Genomic DNA, 19,807 nt, shown 5'->3' with positions numbered 1-19,807 from the left:
GGGTCGGGCGGGGGTCGCTTCCGGCATGTTGCCGTCCCGCTCCCCCTTGCCTGGGTTCCCTGCCGTGCCGGCTACTGCTTGACGAAGCCCTTCTCCTTCAGCCACGCGTCCGCGGCGTCCTTCGGGTTCTGCTTCTGGCTGCCGCTGACCGCACGGTTGAGGTTGATGAGGTCATCCGTGGTGAGGACCTTGGATACGGCGTTCAGGGTTTCCTTCGCCTTGTCCGTCATCTTGGCGGAGTTGTACAGCGGCAGAACCTGCTGGGCGATGAAGTTGTTCTTCGGGTCTTCCAGCACCACGAGGTCGTTGTCCGGGATGGACGGGGTGGTGGTGTAGATGTCCGCGACCTGGACCTGGTCCGAGAGCAGCGCCTTGAGCGTGACGGCGCCGCCGCCGTCGCTGAACGGCTCAAGACTCTTGGGCACGCAGTTGTAGTTCTTCTTCAGGCCGGGCAGCCCGTACGCGCGTTCGGCGAAGGTTGCCGGGGCGCCGATGACCAGGTCTCCGCAGACCTTCGCCATGTCTTCGATCGACTTCAGCTGGTACTTCTCGGCCGTGGCCTTGGTGACCACCATCGCGTCCTTGTCCTCGGCCTTGGAGGCGTCGAGCACCGCCAGGCCCTGCGGCAGCTTGGTCGGGAGTGCCTTCGCGATGTCCTCGGCGGAGACCTCAGTGGCGTCCTTGTTCACGTACAGCAGCAGGTTGCCGCTGTAGTCGGGTACGACGTCCACGGATCCGTCCTGGACCGCTTTGATGTAGACCTCGCGCGAGCCGATGTTGGGCTTGGTGCTGGCGGTGACACCGGCGGCATTCAGGGCGCCGGCATAAACCTCGCCCAGGATCTGGCTCTCGGGGAAGTCAGCGGAGCCGATCACCAAGGCACCGCCGGAACCGGAGGCGGCGCCGCTGCTGGCCGGGGCCGAGCTCAGCGGATTGGATGAGCCTCCGCAGGCGGACAGGGCCATGGCCAAGCCCACGCCGGCGGCCAGGCCGCCGAATGCGCGCCGGCCGAGGGCTCGTTGGCGGGATTCCTTCATGACATACCTCCTTGAACAACAGTCCCCGCGAATACGGGGTCTGTGAGATCAACCGCAGCCTGCTGGCTGCGGTCTGGCTGGGAAAAGGCTCCCCGTGAAAGGAAGAGCCTCTGAATCAGGGCAAGGACAAGGTCGACGGCGATGGCGAGGGCCGCGATCAGCAGGGAACCGCCCAGCATCTGCGGGAAGTCGGAAAGCACCAGCCCGTCGAACAGGTAGCGGCCCAGGCCGCCCAGATTGATGTAGGCCACCACCGAGACGGTGGCGATCACCTGCAGCACCCCGGTCCGGAAGCCGCCGTACATCACGGGCAGCGCGTTGGGGAATTCCGCACGGAACAGCACCTGCATCTCGTTCATGCCCATGGCGCGGGCGGCATCCACTACGTTGGCGTCGACGCTGGAGATCCCTGCGTACGTGCCCGCCAGCAGGGGCGGGACCGTCAGGATCACCAGGGCCCAGATCGGCGGCATCAGCCCTATCCCGGCGACCAGGACGAACAAGGTCAACAGGCCGAGGGTGGGCAGGGCACGCAGCGCACCGGCGAGGGCCACGATGGCCACCCGCCCACGGCCCGTATGCCCCACGAACAGGCCCACTGGCACAGCGATCGCGATGGMGATCACCATGACGAGCCCGGTGTACGCCAGGTGTTCGACAAGCCGCACCGGAATCCCGTTGCTGCCGCTCCAGTTCGCGGGATCGGTGAGCCAGTTGACGGTGTCCGTGACGACGTTGCTCATGCGGTGCCACCCGCCTTGGACTCAGAGAAGCGCCGCGCCACGCCCCGCCGCMCGGCCGCTTCGCTACCGGCTCCGGGTTTCGCGGCTCCGGCCGGCCCGGCCGCCCGCGTCCACGGCGTCAGCACCCGTTCCAGCAGCACCAGGACGGAGTCCATGAGGAGCGCGAGGATCAGGATGGCAATGATGCCCACCACGACCTCGGTGACGAAGTCCCGCTGCAGGCCCGAGGTGAACAGCATCCCCAGGTTCCCTATCCCGAGCAGGGCGGCGACGCTGACCAGCGAGATGTTACTAACCGAGACCACACGCAGTCCGGCAAACATCACGGGCAAAGACAGCGGCAGGTCGATGTGGAAGAACCGGGACACCGGCGTGAAGCCCATGGCGACGGCGGCCTGGCGGAGGTCCTCATCCACGGAATCAAAAGCGTCCAGGGCGGCGCGGACCAGCAGCGCCACCGCATAAATGGTCAGGGCGGCCACCACGTTGACAGGATCCAGGATCCTGGTTCCCAGGACAGTGGGCAGGATGATGAAGAGCGCCAGCGAGGGGATCGTGTACAGCAGCGATGACCCGGTGAGCACCACGGACCTGAGTCCCCGGTTCTGCCGGGCAAATTKGGCCAGCGGGATGGAAATCACCAGGCCAAATATCATCGGCAGGACCGCGAGGACAAGGTGCTGGCGTGCGAGCGTGAAKACCTCCGCGCTGTTGGCCAGGAACCATTCCATMAGAGCCCTCCGTGGCGGACATTGCGGTCGGACTCGATCACGGCGAGGACTTCGGCTGCGGCGATGACCCCGGCTACCCGGCCSTCGTCGTCGACCGCGACGCCAAGGCCCGACGGGGAGGACAGGGCCGCATCCAGGGCCCGGCGGAGGGTGTCGCCCTTGCGGAAGAGCGAGCCTCCGGGCACCATCGCCGGGGCGGCACCGGCACCKATGCGRGGGCCTGCCCRGCCAAGGGGACGGAGCTCGCCGTCGACCACCAGCTGCCAGTCGCCGGAGCTCCCCTCCTGCCGGAGCTGGTCCGGCGTGACGGTGCGGACGGGGTGGATGGTGACGCCGTCGGACGGGCTGAAGCCCAAGTGCCGGAATCCCCGGTCCCGGCCCACGAAGGACGCCACGAAGTCGCTGGCGGGGGCCCGCAGGATTTCTTCCGCGGCGGCGTACTGTGCCAGCTTGCCGCCGAGGCCGAACACGGCCACCTTGTCGCCCAKGACAGTGGCCTCGTCGATGTCGTGGGTGACAAAGACGATGGTMTTGGCGAGGTCGCGCTGGAGCCGGAGGAGCTCCTGCTGCAACTCGTCGCGGACCACGGGGTCCACGGCACTGAAAGGCTCGTCCATGAGCAGCACGGGCGGATCGGCTGCCAGCGCCCGCGCGACACCGACGCGCTGCTGCTGGCCGCCGGACAGCTGGGAGGGGTAGCGCTTGCCGAGTGAGGAGGCCAGCCCGACGACGTCGAGCAGTTCCTGCGCGCGCTTGCGGGCCTCCGTTTTGGATACCCCGTTGAGCCGGGGCACGGTGGCGATGTTGTCCAGCACCGAGCGGTGCGGCATCAGGCCGGAGGACTGCATGACATAGCCCATGGACCTGCGCAGCTGCGCGGCCGGCACGGAGGTGACGTCGGCGCCGTCGACCGTGATGGTGCYGGATGTGGGTTCGACCATGCGGTTGATCATCCGCAGGGAGGTGGTTTTCCCGCAGCCGGATGGTCCGACGAAGACCGTGATGGCGCCCTTGTCGATGGACATGGTCAGCCCGTCAACGGCGGGCTGGCCGCCCTGGTACTGCTTCGTGACGTCTTGGAACTCGATCATGGCTTCGGCCATTTCCGGGCTTACCTAACTGTTGGCGCAACATCGAACGGACCAGCCTACTGTTCGTCAGTGTGCTGGCCATAAAGCAGTTAGCACTTAGACTAACCAGCACTCATGACAAAGTCATGGAAATGTGGCCAGCGGCGTAGCGGCTCCTGTAAGGCTTCGGAACCACGGCGGTGCCGGATGGGTGACGGCCCGGACAAGCTTCCGGCCCGCCACCCGGTCCGCGGCGGCAAGCCGCGGCGCACGTCAGCGGGGGCGGCGGCCAGCTTTGCCGCCTTTACCGCCGGCYGTGCCGCCCTTGCCGCGGGCGCTCTTGCCGCTGCGGTCCCGCGCTTGCTCGTGGCTGTCCCGTTCGGCCGACCGCTGGCTCTTGCCCGCCGTCGCGATCTTMTGGTGCCATTCACGCTGGTAGGCCCGCCGCGCGGCCGCGTCGTGGCGCCGGGCGAGGGCGGCGAGTTCGCGCTGCAGCTTCAGGTAGCTGGACCAACGGCGGTCATCGAGGACGCCGTCGACGAGCGCGGCCTGGACGGCACAGCCGGGCTCCCGGCTGTGGGCGCAGTCCGAGAAACKGCATTGCCCGAAGAGCTCCTCTAGGTCGCCGAACATCTCCTCCATTCCATCCCCGGCGTCGAAGATCCCGAAGCCGCGCACTCCCGGCGTGTCCATCAGGACTGCGCCGCCGGGCAGGGGAACGAGTTCGCGGGACGTGGTGGTGTGCCTGCCCTTGCCGTCGCCCGCCCGGACTTCCCCGGTCTCCTGGGCCGCAACGCCGGCGAGGGCGTTGATGAGCGTGGATTTGCCAGCGCCCGAGGGCCCCAGCAGCACCAGGGTGCCGCCGGGCGGCACATGGCCGAGCAGTTCGTCGATGCCGTCGCCGTGCTCGGCCGAGGTGGTGACGACGTCGACGCCGGCCGTCTGGCGCACCACCGTCCCCACGACGTCGTCCGCCACGTCCGCGAGGTCCGCCTTCGTGACGATGACCAGGGGTGTGGCCCCCGAGTCCCAGGCCGCGACGAGAGTGCGTTCCAGCCGGTTGTGCGTTAATGGCCGGTCCACCGGGACGACGATGCCCACCACATCGATGTTGGCGCCCAGCACCTGCGCGTCGGAGGATGACTCGAAGGCACGCTTGCGGCTCAGCTCCGAATGGCGCGGCAGGATACCCACGATGGCGGGCTCCCCCGCCGTGTTCGGGCCGATCCAGACCCAGTCGCCCGTGGCGGGAGGCTCCCCGCCGCGGGGGTAGGCCAGATGGGCGGTGCCGCCAGCCTCGGCCACCAGGACGAGGTTGCGGTCCACCCGGATGACGCGGCCCGGGCGGTGGCCTCCCGGCATGGGATGGGCCGCGAACCGCTCCGCGACTCCGGCCGTGTAGCCGTAGCGGACAGGACCTGTGCCCAGTGAAGTGGTGTCCAGTGAAGTGGTGCCGAATGAGTTGGTGTCAAAGGCGCCACGGGCGCCCGGGAATGCAGCAGGATTGGTCAACGAAAACCCCTTGATGGGGCCCCGTGGTACGGCGCATGGGCGCTTGCTGCGGCATGCGGAGCCGAGCGTGCGTGGCGACTAGCGGGAAAGGCTAGGCTGCGCCGTGGGACGGGGCAGGAATAATGACATGGCTTGTCTCGGCGCGCCGTGCGCTTAGAAATATCGCGTTCATTGCTTCCACCTCCCCGTCCTTTGCCGGCTGGCTACGGCTGTTTATTCAATCGGGCTAACTATGCTGGCTAGTCCCCGGGCCAAGGGCCGCCCGGCGATTTCTACACAATAGCCAAGGGGTCCGCGTCTGGCTAGGGAATCAGCCGGAAAGTTTTCCGTTCAAGGGCCGCTCGCGGTACAGGCGCAGTCCGGCGTCCACCAGCGAGACCCTGTTCAGCTCTGCCACCTCATCCAGCGGAATCCATGCCKCGTGGGTGGTGCTCCCGTTCACCTCGTGGMGGAGTTCCCCGCCGGTGATCGTCGCGTCGTAAACGAGCCGCAGCGACTGGAAGTCCCGCTCGCCGCCGTCGAGCCGGACCTCGGAGGGCCAGTGCCCGACGTCGATCCCCAGCATGGCGCCGATCTCGGCGTCGTAGCCGGTTTCCTCCTGGATCTCCCGGCGGCACCCGTCGACCGGATGTTCGGCCAGGTCCAGGCCACMGCCGGGCAGTGTCCAGCCCTCGCGTCCGTCCTGTTTCCAGTACGCCAGCAGGATCTCGGCGTCGCGGATGATGACGGCGTAGGCGGCGGGCCTCGTATCGAATTGCATGCTCATCCCTCCAGCGTAGTAGCCGCCGGTTTTCCGCCGGCCTACCCGTGCCAGGCCGACCGCTGCCCTGCCTAGTCCTGCTCTGCCACCAGCTGCAGCACCCCGAACACGGGTTCCTGTTGCAGGACCCGCACATCGGTGATTCCGGCGGCGGCCAGGGCCGCGCGGAACGACTCCTGCAGCCGTGGCACGTTCATGCCAAGTCCGCTCCCCAGGATGACGGGTCCGTTGATGCCGAGCTGCCTGACGGTCTGCTCCGCCAGGGCTGCGAGGTCGCGCCCGGCCTGATCCATCAATGCCTGGCTCGGCGGATGGCCGGCGTCCGCGGCCTCCACCACCAACCGGGCCTGCTGGGCCCAGAAACGGCGTCCGGTCTCCGGTGAATGGAACAACGCGATCAGTTTATTCGGGTGGTCCACCCCGCAGGATGCCAGGAGGGCCCTGGTGAGTTCGTCCGGTTCCAGCCCCTGGTTCATCCGGCGCAGACTGTGGCGGACGGCCTCCCGGCCCAGCCAGTAGCCGCTGCCTTCGTCGCCGAGCAGGTAGCCCCAGCCACCGGCCCGGGCTTCCTCGCCGCGGCTGTTCCTGCCCCACGCCGCCGAACCGGTGCCGGCGATCACGGCGACACCGGTGCTGGCGCCACCTGCGGCGAGCAGCAGCCGGGAGTCATGGACCACCGTGACCCGGGCGCCGGGCACGTGCGGGGCAATMAGCGCGGCGAGCGCCGCCGCGTCGTCGTCGGTGTCGACGCCGCCRGCGCCGGCGTACACCTGGGCGACTTCTCCCCCGCCGATCCGGGCGAAGAGTTCGGCCAGGTTGCGGGCGGCCTCCTCGGGAGTGACGTTCTGGACGTTGGAGCTGCCCACGGATTCGTCGGCGACGGGGATGCCGTCCTCGAACCGGACGCCCCGGGTCTTGGTCCCGCCGATATCCAGCCCGATCACGGCACCCTTCGCCGCCGCGGCGCCAGCGTCMGCTGCCGGAACGGTCGCACCGGCCACGGTACCGGTCGGGGTGGTGGAAGATGGAACGGAGTCCGCCGCCGGCGGGTTGTCAGTGTTAGTCACTGGAACAGAGTACTGAATCGCTGCAAGGAKCCCGCAATGCCCCACGACCTTTTCGGCACCCCCGTCATTGCGGCGCCCATGGCCGGAKGTACGTCCACGCCCGCATTCGTTGGGGCCGTGCACCGCGCCGGCGGCCTCGGCTTCCTGGCGGCAGGCTACAAGAGCGTAGCGGCCATGCAGGCGGAAGTCCGCACCACCCGCAAATCCGGCGCCCGGTTCGGCATGAATGTGTTTGTCCCGGATCCGGCCCAGCTGACGCMGTCCGCAGCGATGGTGGCGGAGCTTGAGGAGTACCGCCAGGAATTGCGCATCGATGCTCTGCGGTACGGTGTGGAACTTCCGCCGTTGCGCCTGGATGACGACGACGAGTGGCTGGCAAAGATTGATGCCCTGCTGGCAGATCCCGTGGAACTGGTCAGTTTCGCCTTCGGGCTCMCGGGCCCGGACGTGGTCCTCGCCCTGCAGCGGGCGGGGTCGGCGGTGCTGGCCACTGTCACCACCGCGGCCGAGGCACGGCAGGCAACCGGACAGGGTGTGGATGCGMTGGTGGTGCAGCACGCGAGCGCCGGCGGACACAGCTCAGCGTTCCTTCCGGCGTCGGCGCCGCCAGCGCGGCCGGCCGGTTCGCCACTTCTCGGCACACCGCAGGGCGGGTCATTGCGTGACTCGTCCCGGCAGGGCGGCACGACGGCGGATCTGCTCGCGGAGGTCCGGTCCGCCGTCGACCTCCCGCTCGTGGCCGCCGGCGGCGTGATGGACGCGGCCGGGCTCGACGCCGTGCTGCGCGCCGGAGCGGCGGCAGCACAGCTGGGCACCGCCTTTTTGCGCACGGACGAGAGCGGCGCCCGCCAGCTGCACAAGGACGCCCTGGCGGATCCGCACTTCACGCGGACCCAGCTGACGCGTGCCTTCACCGGGCGGTGGGCCCGGGCTCTGGAGAACGAATTCGTCCGCGACCACCCCGGGGCGCCGGAGGCCTATCCGGCTGTCCACCACCTCACGGCGCCCATCCGGGCTGCGGCTGCCGCCGCCGGGGATGCGGAACGATTGAACCTGTGGGCGGGCGCGGGCTGGCAGCAGGCACAGGCCGGCCCCGTGGCCGGGGTCCTGGCGCGTCTTCTTGGCTGAGCGGGCCACCGCAGCGCCGAGGTCACCCACAGTTCGCACCGAGTTCGCCGGAAACGCCCCATTTCGCCGTAACCTTCCGGCGACTTCGCAGCCTTCCGGCGAACTCGCGCCCGCAGGACCGGCACCCCGCGGACCGGCAGCGCGCCGGCCCGGGTCAGATTCCCGAGCGTTCGCGCACGAATCCTGCCAGGAGCGCCGGGCCGTCCCGCAGCACGAGTTCGCGGAAAAGTCGCACGGGGTCCGGCTCGGCGTCGGCCCCGCCGCGGCGTTCCCGCCAGGCGAGGCCGATCTCGCGGAACGCCAGGGCCGAATCCAGGGGAATTTCCACCCACCCGGGACCGCCGTCGTCGGCGCCGTTGCCTTGGCCGTTGCCCTCCGACGGATAGCGCCGCCCGGGTGCGGAGCCACCAGGCGGCAGGATGCTGACGCCGAGCCCGGCCGAGACCAGCCCGCGGACGGTGTGCGAGTCCTGGCTCTCGAAGGCTATGCGGGGACGGAATCCTGCCTCCCGGAACAGCGCGTCGGTTAGCGAGCGCATGCCGTAGCCGGTTCCCATCGCCACGAACGGCTCGTGCCGGATGTCGGCAACCCGTGCCCGAAGGCGGCGGGCCAGCGGATGCTGGTGGTTCACCACCAGGCGCAGCGGTTCCCGGTACAGTGCAGCCGAGCCGATGCTCCTGCCCGGTGTGGCAACCGGGGCCGTGAGTGCCAGGTCGGCGGAGCCTGCGGCCAGTTCCGCGAGGCAGCCGTCCCGGGCCCCCTGGCTGAGGTCAAAGGCAGTCTGCGGATGCCGGCTCCGGAACGCACTGATGAGAAGCGGCAGCATCGCCTCGCCGAAAGTGTGCTGGAAGGACACGGCGATCCTGCCACGGACCACGTCGGATTCGTGCCGGACAACATCCAGCCCGGTCTGGAATTCCGCCAGGGCGGCATCGATGTGGGGCAGGAGGGCCTTCGCGGCGGGAGTCAGCCGCACCCCACGGCCGTCCCGGATCACCAGGTCCGTGCCCACGATGGCGCTGGCGCGGGCAATCGCCCGGCTCACGGTCGACTGCGGCAGGCCCAGGATCTCGGCGGTCTCGGTGATGTGCTCCGTCCGGCCGAGTTCTGCCAGCAACGGCAGGAGGGGCAGCAGCTGCACCAGCTGCCTGTGTTCTACATCCACGCCCTACCCCGCTCTCTTCCCCTCGCCTCGGGATTTCTGCMCGCGGGATTTCTGCCATGACTGTTCCATATGTGCTATCTATTCTATGGAAATCATGCATTGGAAGCATCCCTCAGTCACGTTCTACCCTGAAGGCATGCCTCGCTTTTCCGCGGCCTCCGAAGCCGGTCCCACACCCGYGGCCACCTCCGCTGCCAAGGCTGCCCCGTGGGCGGGTCATCCGAAAGGCTCCGAGGCCTACCGCCGGATCCTCGCCGGACTTGCCTTCGCCGGCGTCGCAACGTTCGCCCAGCTCTACTCCACCCAGGCGGTTCTCCCCATCCTGGCGGCGGATCTGAAGGTCTCGGCCGCCGAAGCCGCACTGACGATCTCCCTGGCCACCGTGGGGCTGGCCGTGACGGTGCTCCCGTGGTCCTTCCTGGCCGACCGGATCGGCCGCGTCCGGGCCATGATGTGGGGCATTTCAGCGGCCACCGTCCTGGGCTTGCTGGTCCMGCTGGCTTCCAGCTTCCCCATGCTGCTGTGCCTGCGGATGCTTGAGGGAATGGCTTTGGGCGGCATCCCGGCCATCGCCATCGCGTACCTCAACGAGGAGGTCAACAAGGCCCATGCCGCGCTCGCCGCCGGAAGCTACGTCGCCGGGACCACCTTGGGCGGCCTCGCTGGCCGGCTGGTCGCGGGCCCGGTCGGCGAACTGTGGGGGTGGCGGGCCGCGGCCCTGGCCGTCTMCGTACTGGCCACCGCTGCCGCCGTCCTGTTCCTCGTGCTCGTGCCGCGGGCGCAGGGGTTTACGGCCGCGGCGGCGGGCGGCTTCCGCGGGGCCGTCCGGACCCTGAKCGGCCATGCCCGCAATCCCCGGCTGCTGGCCCTGTACGCCCAGGCGTTCCTGCTGATGGGCGGCTTTGTGGCCGTGTACAACTATCTCGGGTTCCGGCTTTCGGGGGAACCCTTCAGTCTGCCGGCCACGGCGATCAGCCTGATCTTCCTGGCCTACCTCTCCGGAACCGTTTCGGCGCGGTGGGCGGCAGGGCTGACCCTGCGGTTCGGCCGGCGCACCGTCCTGATCACCGGGATGGCGCTGATGGCCGGCGGCCTGGCCCTGACGCTCACGCAACTTCTGGTCCCGATCCTGCTCGGGCTGCTGCTGTTCACCGGCGGCTTCTTCKCGGCGCACAGCATCGGTTCAGGCTGGACCGGACTGATCGCGACGACGGGCCGGGCGCAGGCGGCCTCCCTGTACAACCTCGCGTACTACCTGGGCTCCAGCGTGCTCGGCTGGGCCGGCGGACTGCTCTTCCAAKGACTCGGCTGGACGGCCCTGGCACTGGCCGTTATCGGACTGGCCKGCGCGACAGCGGTCATTACCGCCGTCGCGCATCCTGCGTCGGCGCCGGCAACCGGAGGCACGGCAACCATGAACGCCGCAACCGGGGCCGCCCCAGCCGGATGCACCGGGGCACCCGGCGGGACGGCCGCGGTCGGTGGCCAGGCGGCCGTACCCAGGTAGGCGCCAGAAGGCCGCGCCCTACCGGGTTTCCTCGATCGCCTGCACGAGGTCGGCGATGATGTCCGCCGGGTCTTCCAGCCCCACGGAGATCCGCAGCAGGCTCGCGTGGGGCTTGGCCAAGGCTTCGACCGGACGGTGGGTGAGTCCGGCCGGGTGCTGGATGAGGGTATCGATGCCGCCGAGGGAGACGGCGTGCGTGATCATGGCGACGGCGGCCGGGATCCGCTCGGCGTGCTCGGCGGTGGCGAGCTCGAAGGCCATGAGCGATCCCGGGCCGGACATCTGGGTGCCGATGAGGCCCTGCGTGTCGCATTCGGCCAGGCCCGGGTAGTAGACCCGCTTGACGAGGCCGTGCCCTGCCAGGGCAACCGCGACMTTTCCGGCGCTGGCCTGCTGGGCGCGGACCCGGACGGGAAGCGTCGCCAGTCCGCGGTGCAGCAGATAGGCCGGCCACGGGGTCAGKATTCCGCCGGTMACGGCTCTGATCTGGCGCAGACRCACCGCCCATTCGGAGGCCGTGGCCGCCCAGGAACTTCGTCGCACTGTGCAGCACCATGGCGGCGCCGTGCCTGAAGGGCTGCTGCAGCACCGGGCTGGCGAACGTGTTGTCCACCAGGAGCGGCACGCCGTCGGCAGCGGCAACCACCCGGGCAATGTCGACGAGCTCAAGGGTCGGGTTGGCCGGCGTCTCCAGGATCACCAGGCCCGTGTCCGGACGGAGGGCCGCACGAACGCCGTCCGGCGTCGTGAACGTGACCTCATTKCCGAGGACCCCGGAGGCGAGCAGATAGTCGCTGCCGCCATAAAGAGGCCGCACGGCCACGACGTGCTTCTTGCCCGCCGCGACCACGGCGAGGAGCACCGCGCTCAGCGCCGCCATGCCAGTGGCAAAGGCGACGGACTCGGGGGTGCCTTCCAGGACGGCGACGCCCTCTTCGAACCGTGCCACCGTGGGATTCCACAGCCGCTGGTAAACGGTACTTTGACCCTCCACGTGCGAGCCGCCCGTGGCCATATGCTCGTATGCCAGGCCGCCGTCGTGCACGGAGGGAAGAGGCGCGGTCGTGGACAAATCGATCGGCACGGCATGCACGCCCAGTTCGGTGAGCCCGTCCCGGCCTGCGTGTACCGCCATTGAATCTTGAGAGAGCACCTTACTCCTTACGAATATTCACCATTGAATGCCGCAAGTATCTGGCAATAATTCGAGGTTTAGTAGGGGTTCTGAATGGAACTGTTGGATTGTGCCGCTTATGATGAACTGATAACACTTCAAGGAGGATCCGTGAGCAGCAGTGCGAAGAATGTTCGGCCGGGAGCGGGGGCCAGCGAGCCGCTGGACGCGATCGACGAGCGCCTGCTGGCGGCCMTCGTCGCGGATGCGCGCATCTCGAACAAGCAACTGGCAGAGCTTGTGGGGATCGCGCCGTCGACGGMCCTCATGCGCACCCGCGCCCTGTCGGAGCGCGGCATTATCGAGGGCTTTGAGGCCAAGCTGAGCCTGTCCGCGATCGGGCGCTCGGTCCAGGCCCTCATTGCCGTCCGGCTCCGCGCCCACGACCGCGAACAGATCGACCGCTTCACGGCCCGGGTCCCCAAGCTCCCGGCAGTGCTCTCGACCTTCCACACCTCCGGATCAGTGGACTACCTGCTGCACATCGCCGTGGCCACCACCGAGGACCTCCGCGACTGGGTACTGGATAACCTCGCCACCGATCCCGTCGTGGGCCACACCGAGACCACCCTGGTGTTCGACCACATCCAGGGCAACCACGGCCCGCTGCCGTAAGCTCTTTGGCCTCCCGGACTGCCGGAGCATTTTCCGGGTCCCTTTCCGGGCCCGTTTCCGGGCCGGCCCCTGGCCGCTAGGGCCGCCGGCGCAGTGCGGTCCGCAGTGTGATGCCCGCCAGKGTCAGCGCAGCGGCAGCGCACACCACGACAAAGCCGGCGACGGCGCTCTGCAGGCCTACCATCCCGGTCGCGAGTCCCAAACCGATCACCGGGATGGCGCTCCCGAGGTACGTGATGACGTAGACAGTGCTGATGATCTGGGCATGCCGGGCGGCCTCCACCTTGCCGGCAACATCGTTGAAGACGGTCCGGAATGCCACGCCCTGCCCCACGCCGGTAGTGATGCTGGCCAGAATGAGCAGCCACGGGCTGCTCCAGGCAGCGGCAGCGGCGATCATCAGGACTGAGATGCCCAGGACGGCCAGGCCCGCGGGCACGGCGAACCTGCCCCGGACGGCCAGCAGCTGGCTCAGGGCTGAGGAACCCAGCGTCAGTCCGGCCAGCAGCCCGATCAGCGGCCGTGAATCCGCGTGGACAATCTGGGCAAAATAACCGGGCGCGAGCGAGAGGCAAAAGCCGAAGACGGTGAAGCTCAGGAAACCCACGGACGAGGCCAACCAGAAAGCGCCCCGCGCCTCGCTGGAGACGGACGGACGCCGTGGCGCCAGGACCCGCAGCGGCTGCGGACCGGCATGCAGGCTGATGGCGGGCCGMGCTTTGAGCAGGTAGAGCGGCACCAGCACGGCGGCGAGGACCACGGAGTGCAGGTAGTACGGCGTCGAGGTCGGCCCGGGCAGCAGCGACAGCATTCCACCGATCGCAGGGCCGGCGGCAACGCCACCCGCCGAGGCCAGGAGCGTGAACCTGGAGGCCCACTCGGGCCTGCTGGGCAGGAGTTCGCGGAGCGCGGCAGAACTCGCGCCGGTGGCAAGCGCTACGGCGATGCCCTGCAGCGCGCGCCCGACGGAGAGCGCCACGAGGCTGTCCGCGGTGGCGAAGACAAAGCCGCCGGCCAGCCCGACCAGGACCGCCAGCATCAGTGCGGCCCGGCGTCCGATGTGGTCGGACCAGTGGCCGGCGAGGACGAGCGTGGCCACGAGCGCCAGGACGTAGGCCGAGAACGCCACCGTGACATCGAGCGACGTAATTCCGAGCTTTGCCTGCAGCAGGGGGTACAACGGCGTGGCAAGATTCGCGCCGACGAGCAGCGTGAAGATCACGACTCCGGCCATCACGAGCCGTGCGGTGGTGGACGCGTCCCAGCCCCAGCGGTCAGCTGTGGCCGGGCGCATGCGGAGTTSACTGAAGACTGTCATGTCCGTGCCCTTGCAAAATATCGGGCCAGGCTTTCCCTTTGTGGGGGAACAGCCCGGCCCGGTCGAAGATTGGTATCTATAGGATGCGACACCAGTGAGCTGCATGGCCAAGTTTTGTGACAGAATTGAGCAAAACAGTCATTCTCGGGCTGTCGACGTGAACCGGAGTGATGATTTGAACAGTCTGGACCCCACCGACCTGAAAATCCTGCTGGAACTGATCCGGGATCCGCGGATCCAGATCGGTGACCTCAGTGATGCCCTGGGCATCGCGCGGAACACCGCCCAGTCKCGGGTGCGGCGAATGCTGCGCTCGGGCATACTGCACGACGGCGGCCGCGAAATCGACCTCGAAGCGGTGGGCTACGACGTCGTCGCCTTCGTGACGATCGAGGTCAACCACCGGGAACTCGACGGCGTCGTGGGCGCCTTGCGGCTGATCCCCCAGGTGCTGGAAGTCCACGAGATCTCCGGGCGGGGCGATGTCTGGTGCCGCGTGGTGGCGACCGATACGCATAACCTTCAGGCAGCCCTGCGGTCGATCCTGCGGATCAAGGGAGTCATCCGTACCGAAACCGTGCTGGCGCTGCACACCCATATCCCCTATCGGACCGAACCGCTCATCAGCAGGCTTGTGCAAGGCAGTGGCTTGGTTCCCGGCCGGTCCGCGTCGCGCCGGGGCGGCGCCGACGAACTCCAGGTGAACACTGGATAATGTCCCGGTGACTATCATCGACAACGCCGTCTACGTTGACGGTATCCGTGCCGTCGAGCCGCGGAACCTCGAACAGACCTTCGAGACCTTGACCGAGCACGGCGGCATGGCCTGGATTGGTCTCTACCGGCCCACGCCGGAGGAAATGGCTGCCGTCGCGGCGGAGTTCGGCCTGCACGACCTGGCGGTGGAGGACGCGATTTCCGCGCACCAGCGGCCCAAACTCGAGCGCTATGACGACAACCTGTTCACGGTGCTCCGGCCCGCCCGGTACCTGGATGAGACTGAAACCGTGGAGTTCGGCRAATTGCACGTCTTCACGGGCCGGAACTTCGTGGTCACCGTCCGGCATGCCGAGACGGGGGTGGTGGGGCAGGTCCGGCGCCGGATGGAACGCCGCCCGGACCTGCTGTGCCACGGCCCGGAGGCGGTCCTGTACGCGCTCATGGACCAGGTGGTGGATGACTACGGCCCCGTGGTCGCCGGGCTGGAAAACGACATCGACGAGATCGAGGACCAGCTCTTCAGCGGCGACCCGCTGGTATCCCGGCGCATCTACGAACTCGCCCGCGAGGTCATCCATTTCCAGCGCGCCATCCATCCGCTGCCGGCCATGATGCACCAGCTCCGGCGCGGCTTCGAAAAGTACATGGTGAACACCGAACTGYAGCACAGCCTCCGCGACGTCGAGGACCATGTGGAGCGGCTGATTTCCCGCGCCGATTCCTTCCGGGACCTGTTGCAGAACGCGCTCACCCTGGACGGGACTCTGACCGCCAACCGGCAGAACGAGGCCAGCGCGGAACAGAACGAACAGGTCAAAAAGATCTCATCGTGGGCCGCGATCTTCTTCGCACCGACGTTCGTGGCCGGGCTCTACGGCATGAACTTCGACGTCATGCCCGAGCTGCACTGGTCGCTGGGCTACCCGATGGCAGTCGCGCTCATGGCTGGCACCGCGGCGCTCATGTACGCGATCTTCAAGAAGAAGGGCTGGCTCTAAGAAGGTCCGGTTCCGCGAACGACCGGACCTAACCCGACGTCCGCCTGTTCCGAGCCTGGGCCACGAGCCGGCGGAACGCCAGGACGAAGATGACCTCTATCACCACMATGAGCCCGAGCAACAGCCACTTCCCGCTGCCGATGAAGACGATGGCTCCGGTGAGGACCAGAATGCTGCCTAGCGCCAGGGAGTAGACGGCAAATCCGAAGGCCACCCGGGCGCTGCGGACGCCCGTCCGGAAGCCGAAGCCTTGGGGTTCCCCGCCGGGGTAGCCGGCAACGCGGTCCGGGMCAGCCGGCTTGAGGCTGTCGAACTCCTCCCACGGATCGCGGTCCTGCTGCTGGTCGGTMATGCTTCCATTATCCCGCGGACCCGGCACCCCGCGCCCGGCGGCGGGTTCGCCGTGTCATTTTTCCGCGGTGTCGTTTCCGGGCCGTGGCATTTTCGGGACGTCACGACGGCGGGGGCCCGGACCAGTGGTCCGGACCCCCGTTTTGCCGGGCTTTCTAACTAGTCGTCGTGGCCGTGRCCACCGGAGCCGCCGTGTTCGTTGGACGTGCCGGCGTGGTCGCCGCCACCATCGCCGCGGTGTTCGGCAGCGTTGGTCTGGCCAGCGGCGCGGTGCGCGTCAGCGTTCTGGTGTGCCCATCCGCTGTTGCCGGTCCCTTCGTGGGAACCGTCAGATTCCGGAGCGTCGGCCGAACCCTGTCCGTMATCTTCGGCCGGTGCCGAGGGAGCAGCAGGTGCCGGGGCAGCCRGCGACTCGGGAGTGGCGGGGGCCGCCGGAGCAGAGGCGGGGGCACTCGGCGCAGCAGAATCCTGCTGGTCTTCGCCTTGGTTGTCGCTGCCCTCGTTCCCGCCCTGGTCMGTACCCTGGTCATCCGCTGCCGGGGTTTCCGAGTCAGCCGGATCGCTCGGCGCGGATGTCGGGGTGTCACCAGGCTCGGACGTCGGGGCATCGGTCGGGCTGTCGCTCGGCTCAGATGAGGGGTCGTCGCTCGGTTCCGCAGTCGGGCTGTCGCTCGGCTCAGATGAGGGGCTGTCGCTCGGCTCCGCAGTCGGGCTGTCGCTCGGCTCAGACGTCGGAGTGTCGGTCGGGCTGTCGCTCGGCTCCGCCGTCGGGGAGTCGGTCGATGTCGTCGACGTGGGGTCAGCCGGGAAATCGGCGGTCGCGGCAGCAGCCGCCGCGCCTGCCCCGCCGGTGACGAMGAMGGATGCAACTACTACTGCCTTGCCGGTGGTGCCCAGTGCGCTGAGCCAGCCGAAAATTCCTGCCATGGGAGATTCCTTTCACAACGGATAGTGAGACCGCTGCCGGTCCCCCCACCGGCAGCCAGCGCCACATTACCCTTCAGAATCAGCTGTTTTGTGGCTCATCAGCCGCTTCTGCCCCATCCTGAGCCAATGCTGGGCAAACGCTGAGCTTCCGTTCATCTCCGCGTTCTTTAAGGCGCATTCTTTTGGCCGGCGTCCACTCAGGCGGCGCGGACGTCAACCTCGCCGGGTTGCGCACCGTCGCTGCCGAAGACCAGGTGACGGTTGGCGATTTTCTCACTGAAGAAGCGGTCGTGACTGACCACCACCACCGCCCCGGGGAAGTGGAGCAGTGCCCGCTCCATCACTTGGGTGCTGGTCATGTCGAGGTGGTTGGTGGGCTCATCCAGAAGCAGCACCGAGGCCCCGGACAGAAGGCACTGAGCCATGGCGACGCGTGCTTTCTGTCCACCGGAGAGATTCCCTATCTTCTGTTTGAGGTCGGCCTCGGAGAACTGGAACATCGCGAGGAACCTGTTGACGGACTTCTTCGTGGCGCTGAAGGCGAGGCTGTCCGGCAGCGCGTTGACCGCGTGGGACACGGTGTCGGCGTCGTCGAGCTCATCCAGCATTTGGTTGTATGACACAAAACCCGGCCCCTTGGCCCAGGCCACGTCACCGGAATCCGCCTGTTCCTCGCCGGTCAGGACTTTGAGCAGCGTTGACTTGCMGCTGCCGTTGGAGCCCAAGACCACAATCCTGTTGCCGCGGCGGATCTCAAAGCTCAGGTCCTCGAACAACACTTTGTCGCMGTAGGACTTGCCCAGCGCTTCCACCCGGCAAAGGACATCCTTCACGTGCAGGCCGCCGTAGATCTCCGTGACGATCTGGTCAACCGGCCGGGGCGTGCGCGATTTCTTGATCTTGGCCAGCTGGTTCCCAAGCCCGCGGCTGGCGGCCTTGGTGGCCTCGCGGCGGTCGGCGATACCCTCTGCTTCGAAGGCCAGAAGCTCGGATTCATGGACGAACTGCGCCTCGAGCGTCTTGAGCCGGAACTGCTTCTGGACAACGTACTCGGCGAAATTTCCCGGGTACTCGTGCAGGTGGAAGTTTTCCACCTCGATGATCCGGGTGACGACGGCGTCAAGGAATTTCCGGTCGTGCGAGACGATGATCGCGGMGCCCTTGAAGTCGCGGAACCAGCTTTCCAGCCATTCGACGCCGGCCACATCCAGGAAGTTGGTGGGCTCGTCGAGGAGCAGGACGTCCGGKCCCTCCAACAGGATCTTGGCCAGGGCGGCGCGGTTTCGCCAGCCGCCGGACAGTTCGTCAATCGAGCAGGTGCGGTGGGCCCTGCTGAACCCCAGCGTGGTCAGGACGGTGTCGATGCGCCGCGTGTAGTCCCATCCGTCGAGGCGGTCCATGTCCTCGAACAGCTCGGCCTGACGCCGGATCAGCCGGTCGAGTTCGGCGCCGTCAGGGTCCGCGGCAATGGCAGCGTCGATGGCCGCGAGCTCGGCCTCGGCAGCCTTGATTTCAACGAACAGGCCGTCAAGTACGTCAAGGATTGTTGCCTCGCCGTCGAGCTCGGAAAACTGGGAGAAGTACCCCACCCTGGTCCCCTGTTCCACGGTGACCGTTCCGGCGTCCGGAGAGACCTGGTCCAGGATCAGCTTGAGGATGGTCGTTTTGCCGGAGCCGTTCTTGCCAATCAGGCCCACCCGGTCTCCCGGTTCGAGGCGGAAGAAGGCCTCGCGGAGGATTTGTGTGTTCTCGAAGCGGACCCCGACGTCGTGCAGCCGGATCAGGCTCATTGCTGCGAGAGACGGTTGCGCACGATTTCGCTGACGGCCTTGCCGTCGAAACGTCCGGCCACCTTGGCGGTGACAGGCTTCATCACTGCACCGAGCTGGCGAAGGGACAGTTCGACGCCCTCGGCCTTGAGCGCGGCGATGGCCTCGTCCACGATCGCCTCGACCTCCGCMGMGGTGAGTGCCTTGGGCAGGTAGGCTTCGATCACCTCGGCCTCGGCGATCTCGGCGGCGGCACGTTCGGTTTCTCCCGCCTCGGTGTAGATGCGGGCCGTGTCGCGGCGTTTGGCGGCTTCCTTTTGCAGGAGGGAGGTCACCTGCGAGTCGTCCAGGACGATCGGCGTCTTGCCCGACTTCTCCCGGGTTTCGATCTCGCCCAGGACGTTGCGCACAGTGGTGAGGGCAACCTTGTTACGGTCCTTCATGTGGCTCACGACGTCGGCGTGCAGGCGTTCTTTCAGGGTGGTCATTGTTCTCCTCGTGTCACCTACAAGGCTAACGGCAGAACCCGTTGGCCCCGATCGCCGAGAGAATCCGCTGGGCTTCCTCGTCCGAGACAACCGGGACGTCGCCGTTAGTGAATGCCGCCTTTGCCGCGGCGATGAGCTGGTCCGCCGACGATTGCCCCAGCAGACGGCCGCAGAGGCCGCGGGCCGTCTCGACGGCGTGATCGTTCGACAGGCGCGGGTTGATCCGGCCGAAGGCGGCCAGGAGCGCGTCCTGCTGGGCCGGGTTCGGTTTGGGAAGCGACGCCGCCAGCCCCGTGGACGGGCTGCCGGCGGTCGCTTCTGAAGTAGGGGCGGCGGAGCAGGCGGCCAGCAGAAGAGTCAGCAGAATCAGAGCGAGCGAGAGGGTGTTCTTCATGGTTCGTGGCCTTGTCTGCAGTGGATTTCCGCCCTGGTTTGCGGCACTGGATTCCGGCGCTGGCGTGGCTGTCGCGGGCTGCAACGTTCACAGGGCCGCCACGGCAACTGTTCCGCCGGGCCGCCCATCAACTGTGGAGCTAAGGAGATTCGAACTCCTGACTTCTTCGATGCGAACTCAGACTAACACCGGTTCACGCCCTCTCACGAAACCTACGTCTGCACTGACACTTCCTGACGTAGTGGTCTCCACGAAGCATCGGCCTCCAGCCCGGTTTGGCGCTGCACCCAGTAGGTGTCGCCGGCCGGCGGGAAGTACTGGTCAACCAGGGTC

General features: G+C 67.7%; 19 protein-coding genes and 1 pseudogene. 5 read left to right on the top strand and 15 right to left on the bottom strand.

Annotated features, from left to right (window positions below):
• Positions 1 to 71: 71 nt before the first annotated feature.
• The 7 genes from AC1DBQ_RS07815 to AC1DBQ_RS07785 all read right to left on the bottom strand — a co-directional run bounded on the left by AC1DBQ_RS07815 (position 72) and on the right by AC1DBQ_RS07785 (position 6,920).
• Positions 72 to 1,037 (bottom strand): ABC transporter substrate-binding protein, encoded by a 966-nt coding sequence (locus tag AC1DBQ_RS07815; protein ID WP_091248940.1) that lies wholly within the window; start codon positions 1,035 to 1,037, stop codon positions 72 to 74.
• Positions 1,034 to 1,780: an ABC transporter permease gene (locus AC1DBQ_RS07810; RefSeq protein WP_476927963.1), complete on the bottom strand. Its 747-nt coding sequence runs from the start codon at positions 1,778 to 1,780 to the stop codon at positions 1,034 to 1,036. The genes AC1DBQ_RS07815 and AC1DBQ_RS07810 overlap by 4 nt, the downstream gene beginning before the upstream one ends.
• Entirely contained in the window at positions 1,777 to 2,511 is a 735-nt protein-coding gene (locus AC1DBQ_RS07805; RefSeq protein ID WP_476927962.1) for an ABC transporter permease, read from the bottom strand. The genes AC1DBQ_RS07810 and AC1DBQ_RS07805 overlap by 4 nt, the downstream gene beginning before the upstream one ends.
• Positions 2,433 to 3,614 (bottom strand): ABC transporter ATP-binding protein, encoded by a 1,182-nt coding sequence (locus tag AC1DBQ_RS07800; protein WP_476927961.1) that lies wholly within the window; start codon positions 3,612 to 3,614, stop codon positions 2,433 to 2,435. The genes AC1DBQ_RS07805 and AC1DBQ_RS07800 overlap by 79 nt, the downstream gene beginning before the upstream one ends.
• Positions 3,615 to 3,854: 240 nt before the next feature.
• Positions 3,855 to 5,024, bottom strand: coding sequence for a ribosome small subunit-dependent GTPase A (gene rsgA / locus AC1DBQ_RS07795; protein WP_476927975.1), 1,170 nt, complete (start codon positions 5,022 to 5,024; stop codon positions 3,855 to 3,857).
• Positions 5,025 to 5,403: 379 nt separating this feature from the next.
• A complete protein-coding gene (locus AC1DBQ_RS07790; protein WP_476927960.1) occupies positions 5,404 to 5,859 on the bottom strand; it encodes an NUDIX hydrolase in 456 nt (151 codons plus the stop codon).
• A gap of 65 nt (positions 5,860 to 5,924) precedes the next feature.
• A complete protein-coding gene (locus tag AC1DBQ_RS07785; protein WP_476927959.1) occupies positions 5,925 to 6,920 on the bottom strand; it encodes an N-acetylglucosamine kinase in 996 nt (331 codons plus the stop codon).
• Between the two features lie 36 nt (positions 6,921 to 6,956).
• Between AC1DBQ_RS07785 and AC1DBQ_RS07780 the strand changes: the two genes are divergently transcribed.
• The gene (locus AC1DBQ_RS07780; protein WP_476927958.1) at positions 6,957 to 8,048 is read left to right on the top strand and encodes a nitronate monooxygenase; all 1,092 of its coding nucleotides are present in this window, start codon (positions 6,957 to 6,959) and stop codon (positions 8,046 to 8,048) included.
• 154 nt (positions 8,049 to 8,202) lie between these two features.
• Here AC1DBQ_RS07780 and AC1DBQ_RS07775 read toward each other — a convergent pair whose 3' ends face one another.
• Positions 8,203 to 9,213: a LysR family transcriptional regulator gene (locus tag AC1DBQ_RS07775; RefSeq protein WP_476927957.1), complete on the bottom strand. Its 1,011-nt coding sequence runs from the start codon at positions 9,211 to 9,213 to the stop codon at positions 8,203 to 8,205.
• A 136-nt stretch (positions 9,214 to 9,349) separates the two neighbouring features.
• Here AC1DBQ_RS07775 and AC1DBQ_RS07770 point away from each other — a divergent pair, with 136 nt between their 5' ends.
• Positions 9,350 to 10,720: an MFS transporter gene (locus AC1DBQ_RS07770; protein ID WP_476927974.1), complete on the top strand. Its 1,371-nt coding sequence runs from the start codon at positions 9,350 to 9,352 to the stop codon at positions 10,718 to 10,720.
• A gap of 18 nt (positions 10,721 to 10,738) precedes the next feature.
• Here the strand turns inward: AC1DBQ_RS07770 and AC1DBQ_RS07765 are convergent.
• A pseudogene (locus AC1DBQ_RS07765) lies at positions 10,739 to 11,855 on the bottom strand (trans-sulfuration enzyme family protein).
• 150 nt (positions 11,856 to 12,005) lie between these two features.
• Here AC1DBQ_RS07765 and AC1DBQ_RS07760 point away from each other — a divergent pair.
• Positions 12,006 to 12,509 carry an Lrp/AsnC family transcriptional regulator gene (locus AC1DBQ_RS07760; protein WP_476927956.1) on the top strand — a complete coding sequence of 168 codons (504 nt, stop codon included), beginning with the start codon at positions 12,006 to 12,008 and terminating at the stop codon, positions 12,507 to 12,509.
• A 76-nt stretch (positions 12,510 to 12,585) separates the two neighbouring features.
• Here AC1DBQ_RS07760 and AC1DBQ_RS07755 read toward each other — a convergent pair whose 3' ends face one another.
• Positions 12,586 to 13,827 (bottom strand): MFS transporter, encoded by a 1,242-nt coding sequence (locus tag AC1DBQ_RS07755; RefSeq protein WP_476927955.1) that lies wholly within the window; start codon positions 13,825 to 13,827, stop codon positions 12,586 to 12,588.
• Between the two features lie 175 nt (positions 13,828 to 14,002).
• Between AC1DBQ_RS07755 and AC1DBQ_RS07750 the strand changes: the two genes are divergently transcribed.
• Both AC1DBQ_RS07750 and corA read left to right on the top strand, forming a co-directional pair.
• Positions 14,003 to 14,542, top strand: coding sequence for an Lrp/AsnC family transcriptional regulator (locus AC1DBQ_RS07750; RefSeq protein ID WP_476927954.1), 540 nt, complete (start codon positions 14,003 to 14,005; stop codon positions 14,540 to 14,542).
• Positions 14,543 to 14,549: 7 nt separating this feature from the next.
• Positions 14,550 to 15,545 carry a magnesium/cobalt transporter CorA gene (corA, locus tag AC1DBQ_RS07745; protein WP_476927953.1) on the top strand — a complete coding sequence of 332 codons (996 nt, stop codon included), beginning with the start codon at positions 14,550 to 14,552 and terminating at the stop codon, positions 15,543 to 15,545.
• A 28-nt stretch (positions 15,546 to 15,573) separates the two neighbouring features.
• On the opposite strand, the gene AC1DBQ_RS07740 is transcribed toward corA, so the two are convergent.
• The 5 genes from AC1DBQ_RS07740 to AC1DBQ_RS07720 form a co-directional block, all read right to left on the bottom strand.
• A complete protein-coding gene (locus AC1DBQ_RS07740) occupies positions 15,574 to 15,897 on the bottom strand; it encodes a hypothetical protein (RefSeq protein ID WP_476927973.1) in 324 nt (107 codons plus the stop codon).
• Between the two features lie 158 nt (positions 15,898 to 16,055).
• Complete coding sequence (locus tag AC1DBQ_RS07735) at positions 16,056 to 16,823, bottom strand: hypothetical protein (protein ID WP_476927952.1); 768 nt, start codon at positions 16,821 to 16,823, stop codon at positions 16,056 to 16,058.
• A gap of 197 nt (positions 16,824 to 17,020) precedes the next feature.
• The gene (locus tag AC1DBQ_RS07730; protein WP_476927951.1) at positions 17,021 to 18,613 is read right to left on the bottom strand and encodes an ABC-F family ATP-binding cassette domain-containing protein; all 1,593 of its coding nucleotides are present in this window, start codon (positions 18,611 to 18,613) and stop codon (positions 17,021 to 17,023) included.
• Positions 18,610 to 19,080 (bottom strand): GatB/YqeY domain-containing protein, encoded by a 471-nt coding sequence (locus AC1DBQ_RS07725; RefSeq protein WP_476927950.1) that lies wholly within the window; start codon positions 19,078 to 19,080, stop codon positions 18,610 to 18,612. Before AC1DBQ_RS07725 ends, AC1DBQ_RS07730 begins: the two co-directional genes overlap by 4 nt.
• A 25-nt stretch (positions 19,081 to 19,105) precedes the next feature.
• Positions 19,106 to 19,474, bottom strand: coding sequence for a hypothetical protein (locus AC1DBQ_RS07720; protein WP_476927949.1), 369 nt, complete (start codon positions 19,472 to 19,474; stop codon positions 19,106 to 19,108).
• Positions 19,475 to 19,807 lie beyond the last annotated feature (333 nt).

This window comes from Arthrobacter sp. 10T413_2 (genome assembly GCF_056394205.1).
This window is presented reverse-complemented; position numbering and strand designations above follow the sequence as displayed.

Bases quoted from the DNA above. Each gene is read 5' to 3' on its own strand.
- AC1DBQ_RS07815 (WP_091248940.1), bottom strand. From the start codon at position 1,037: ATGAAGGAATCCCGCCAACGAGCCCTCGGCCGGCGCGCATTCGGCGGC.
- AC1DBQ_RS07720 (WP_476927949.1), bottom strand. From the start codon at position 19,474: ATGAAGAACACCCTCTCGCTCGCTCTGATTCTGCTGACTCTTCTGCTG.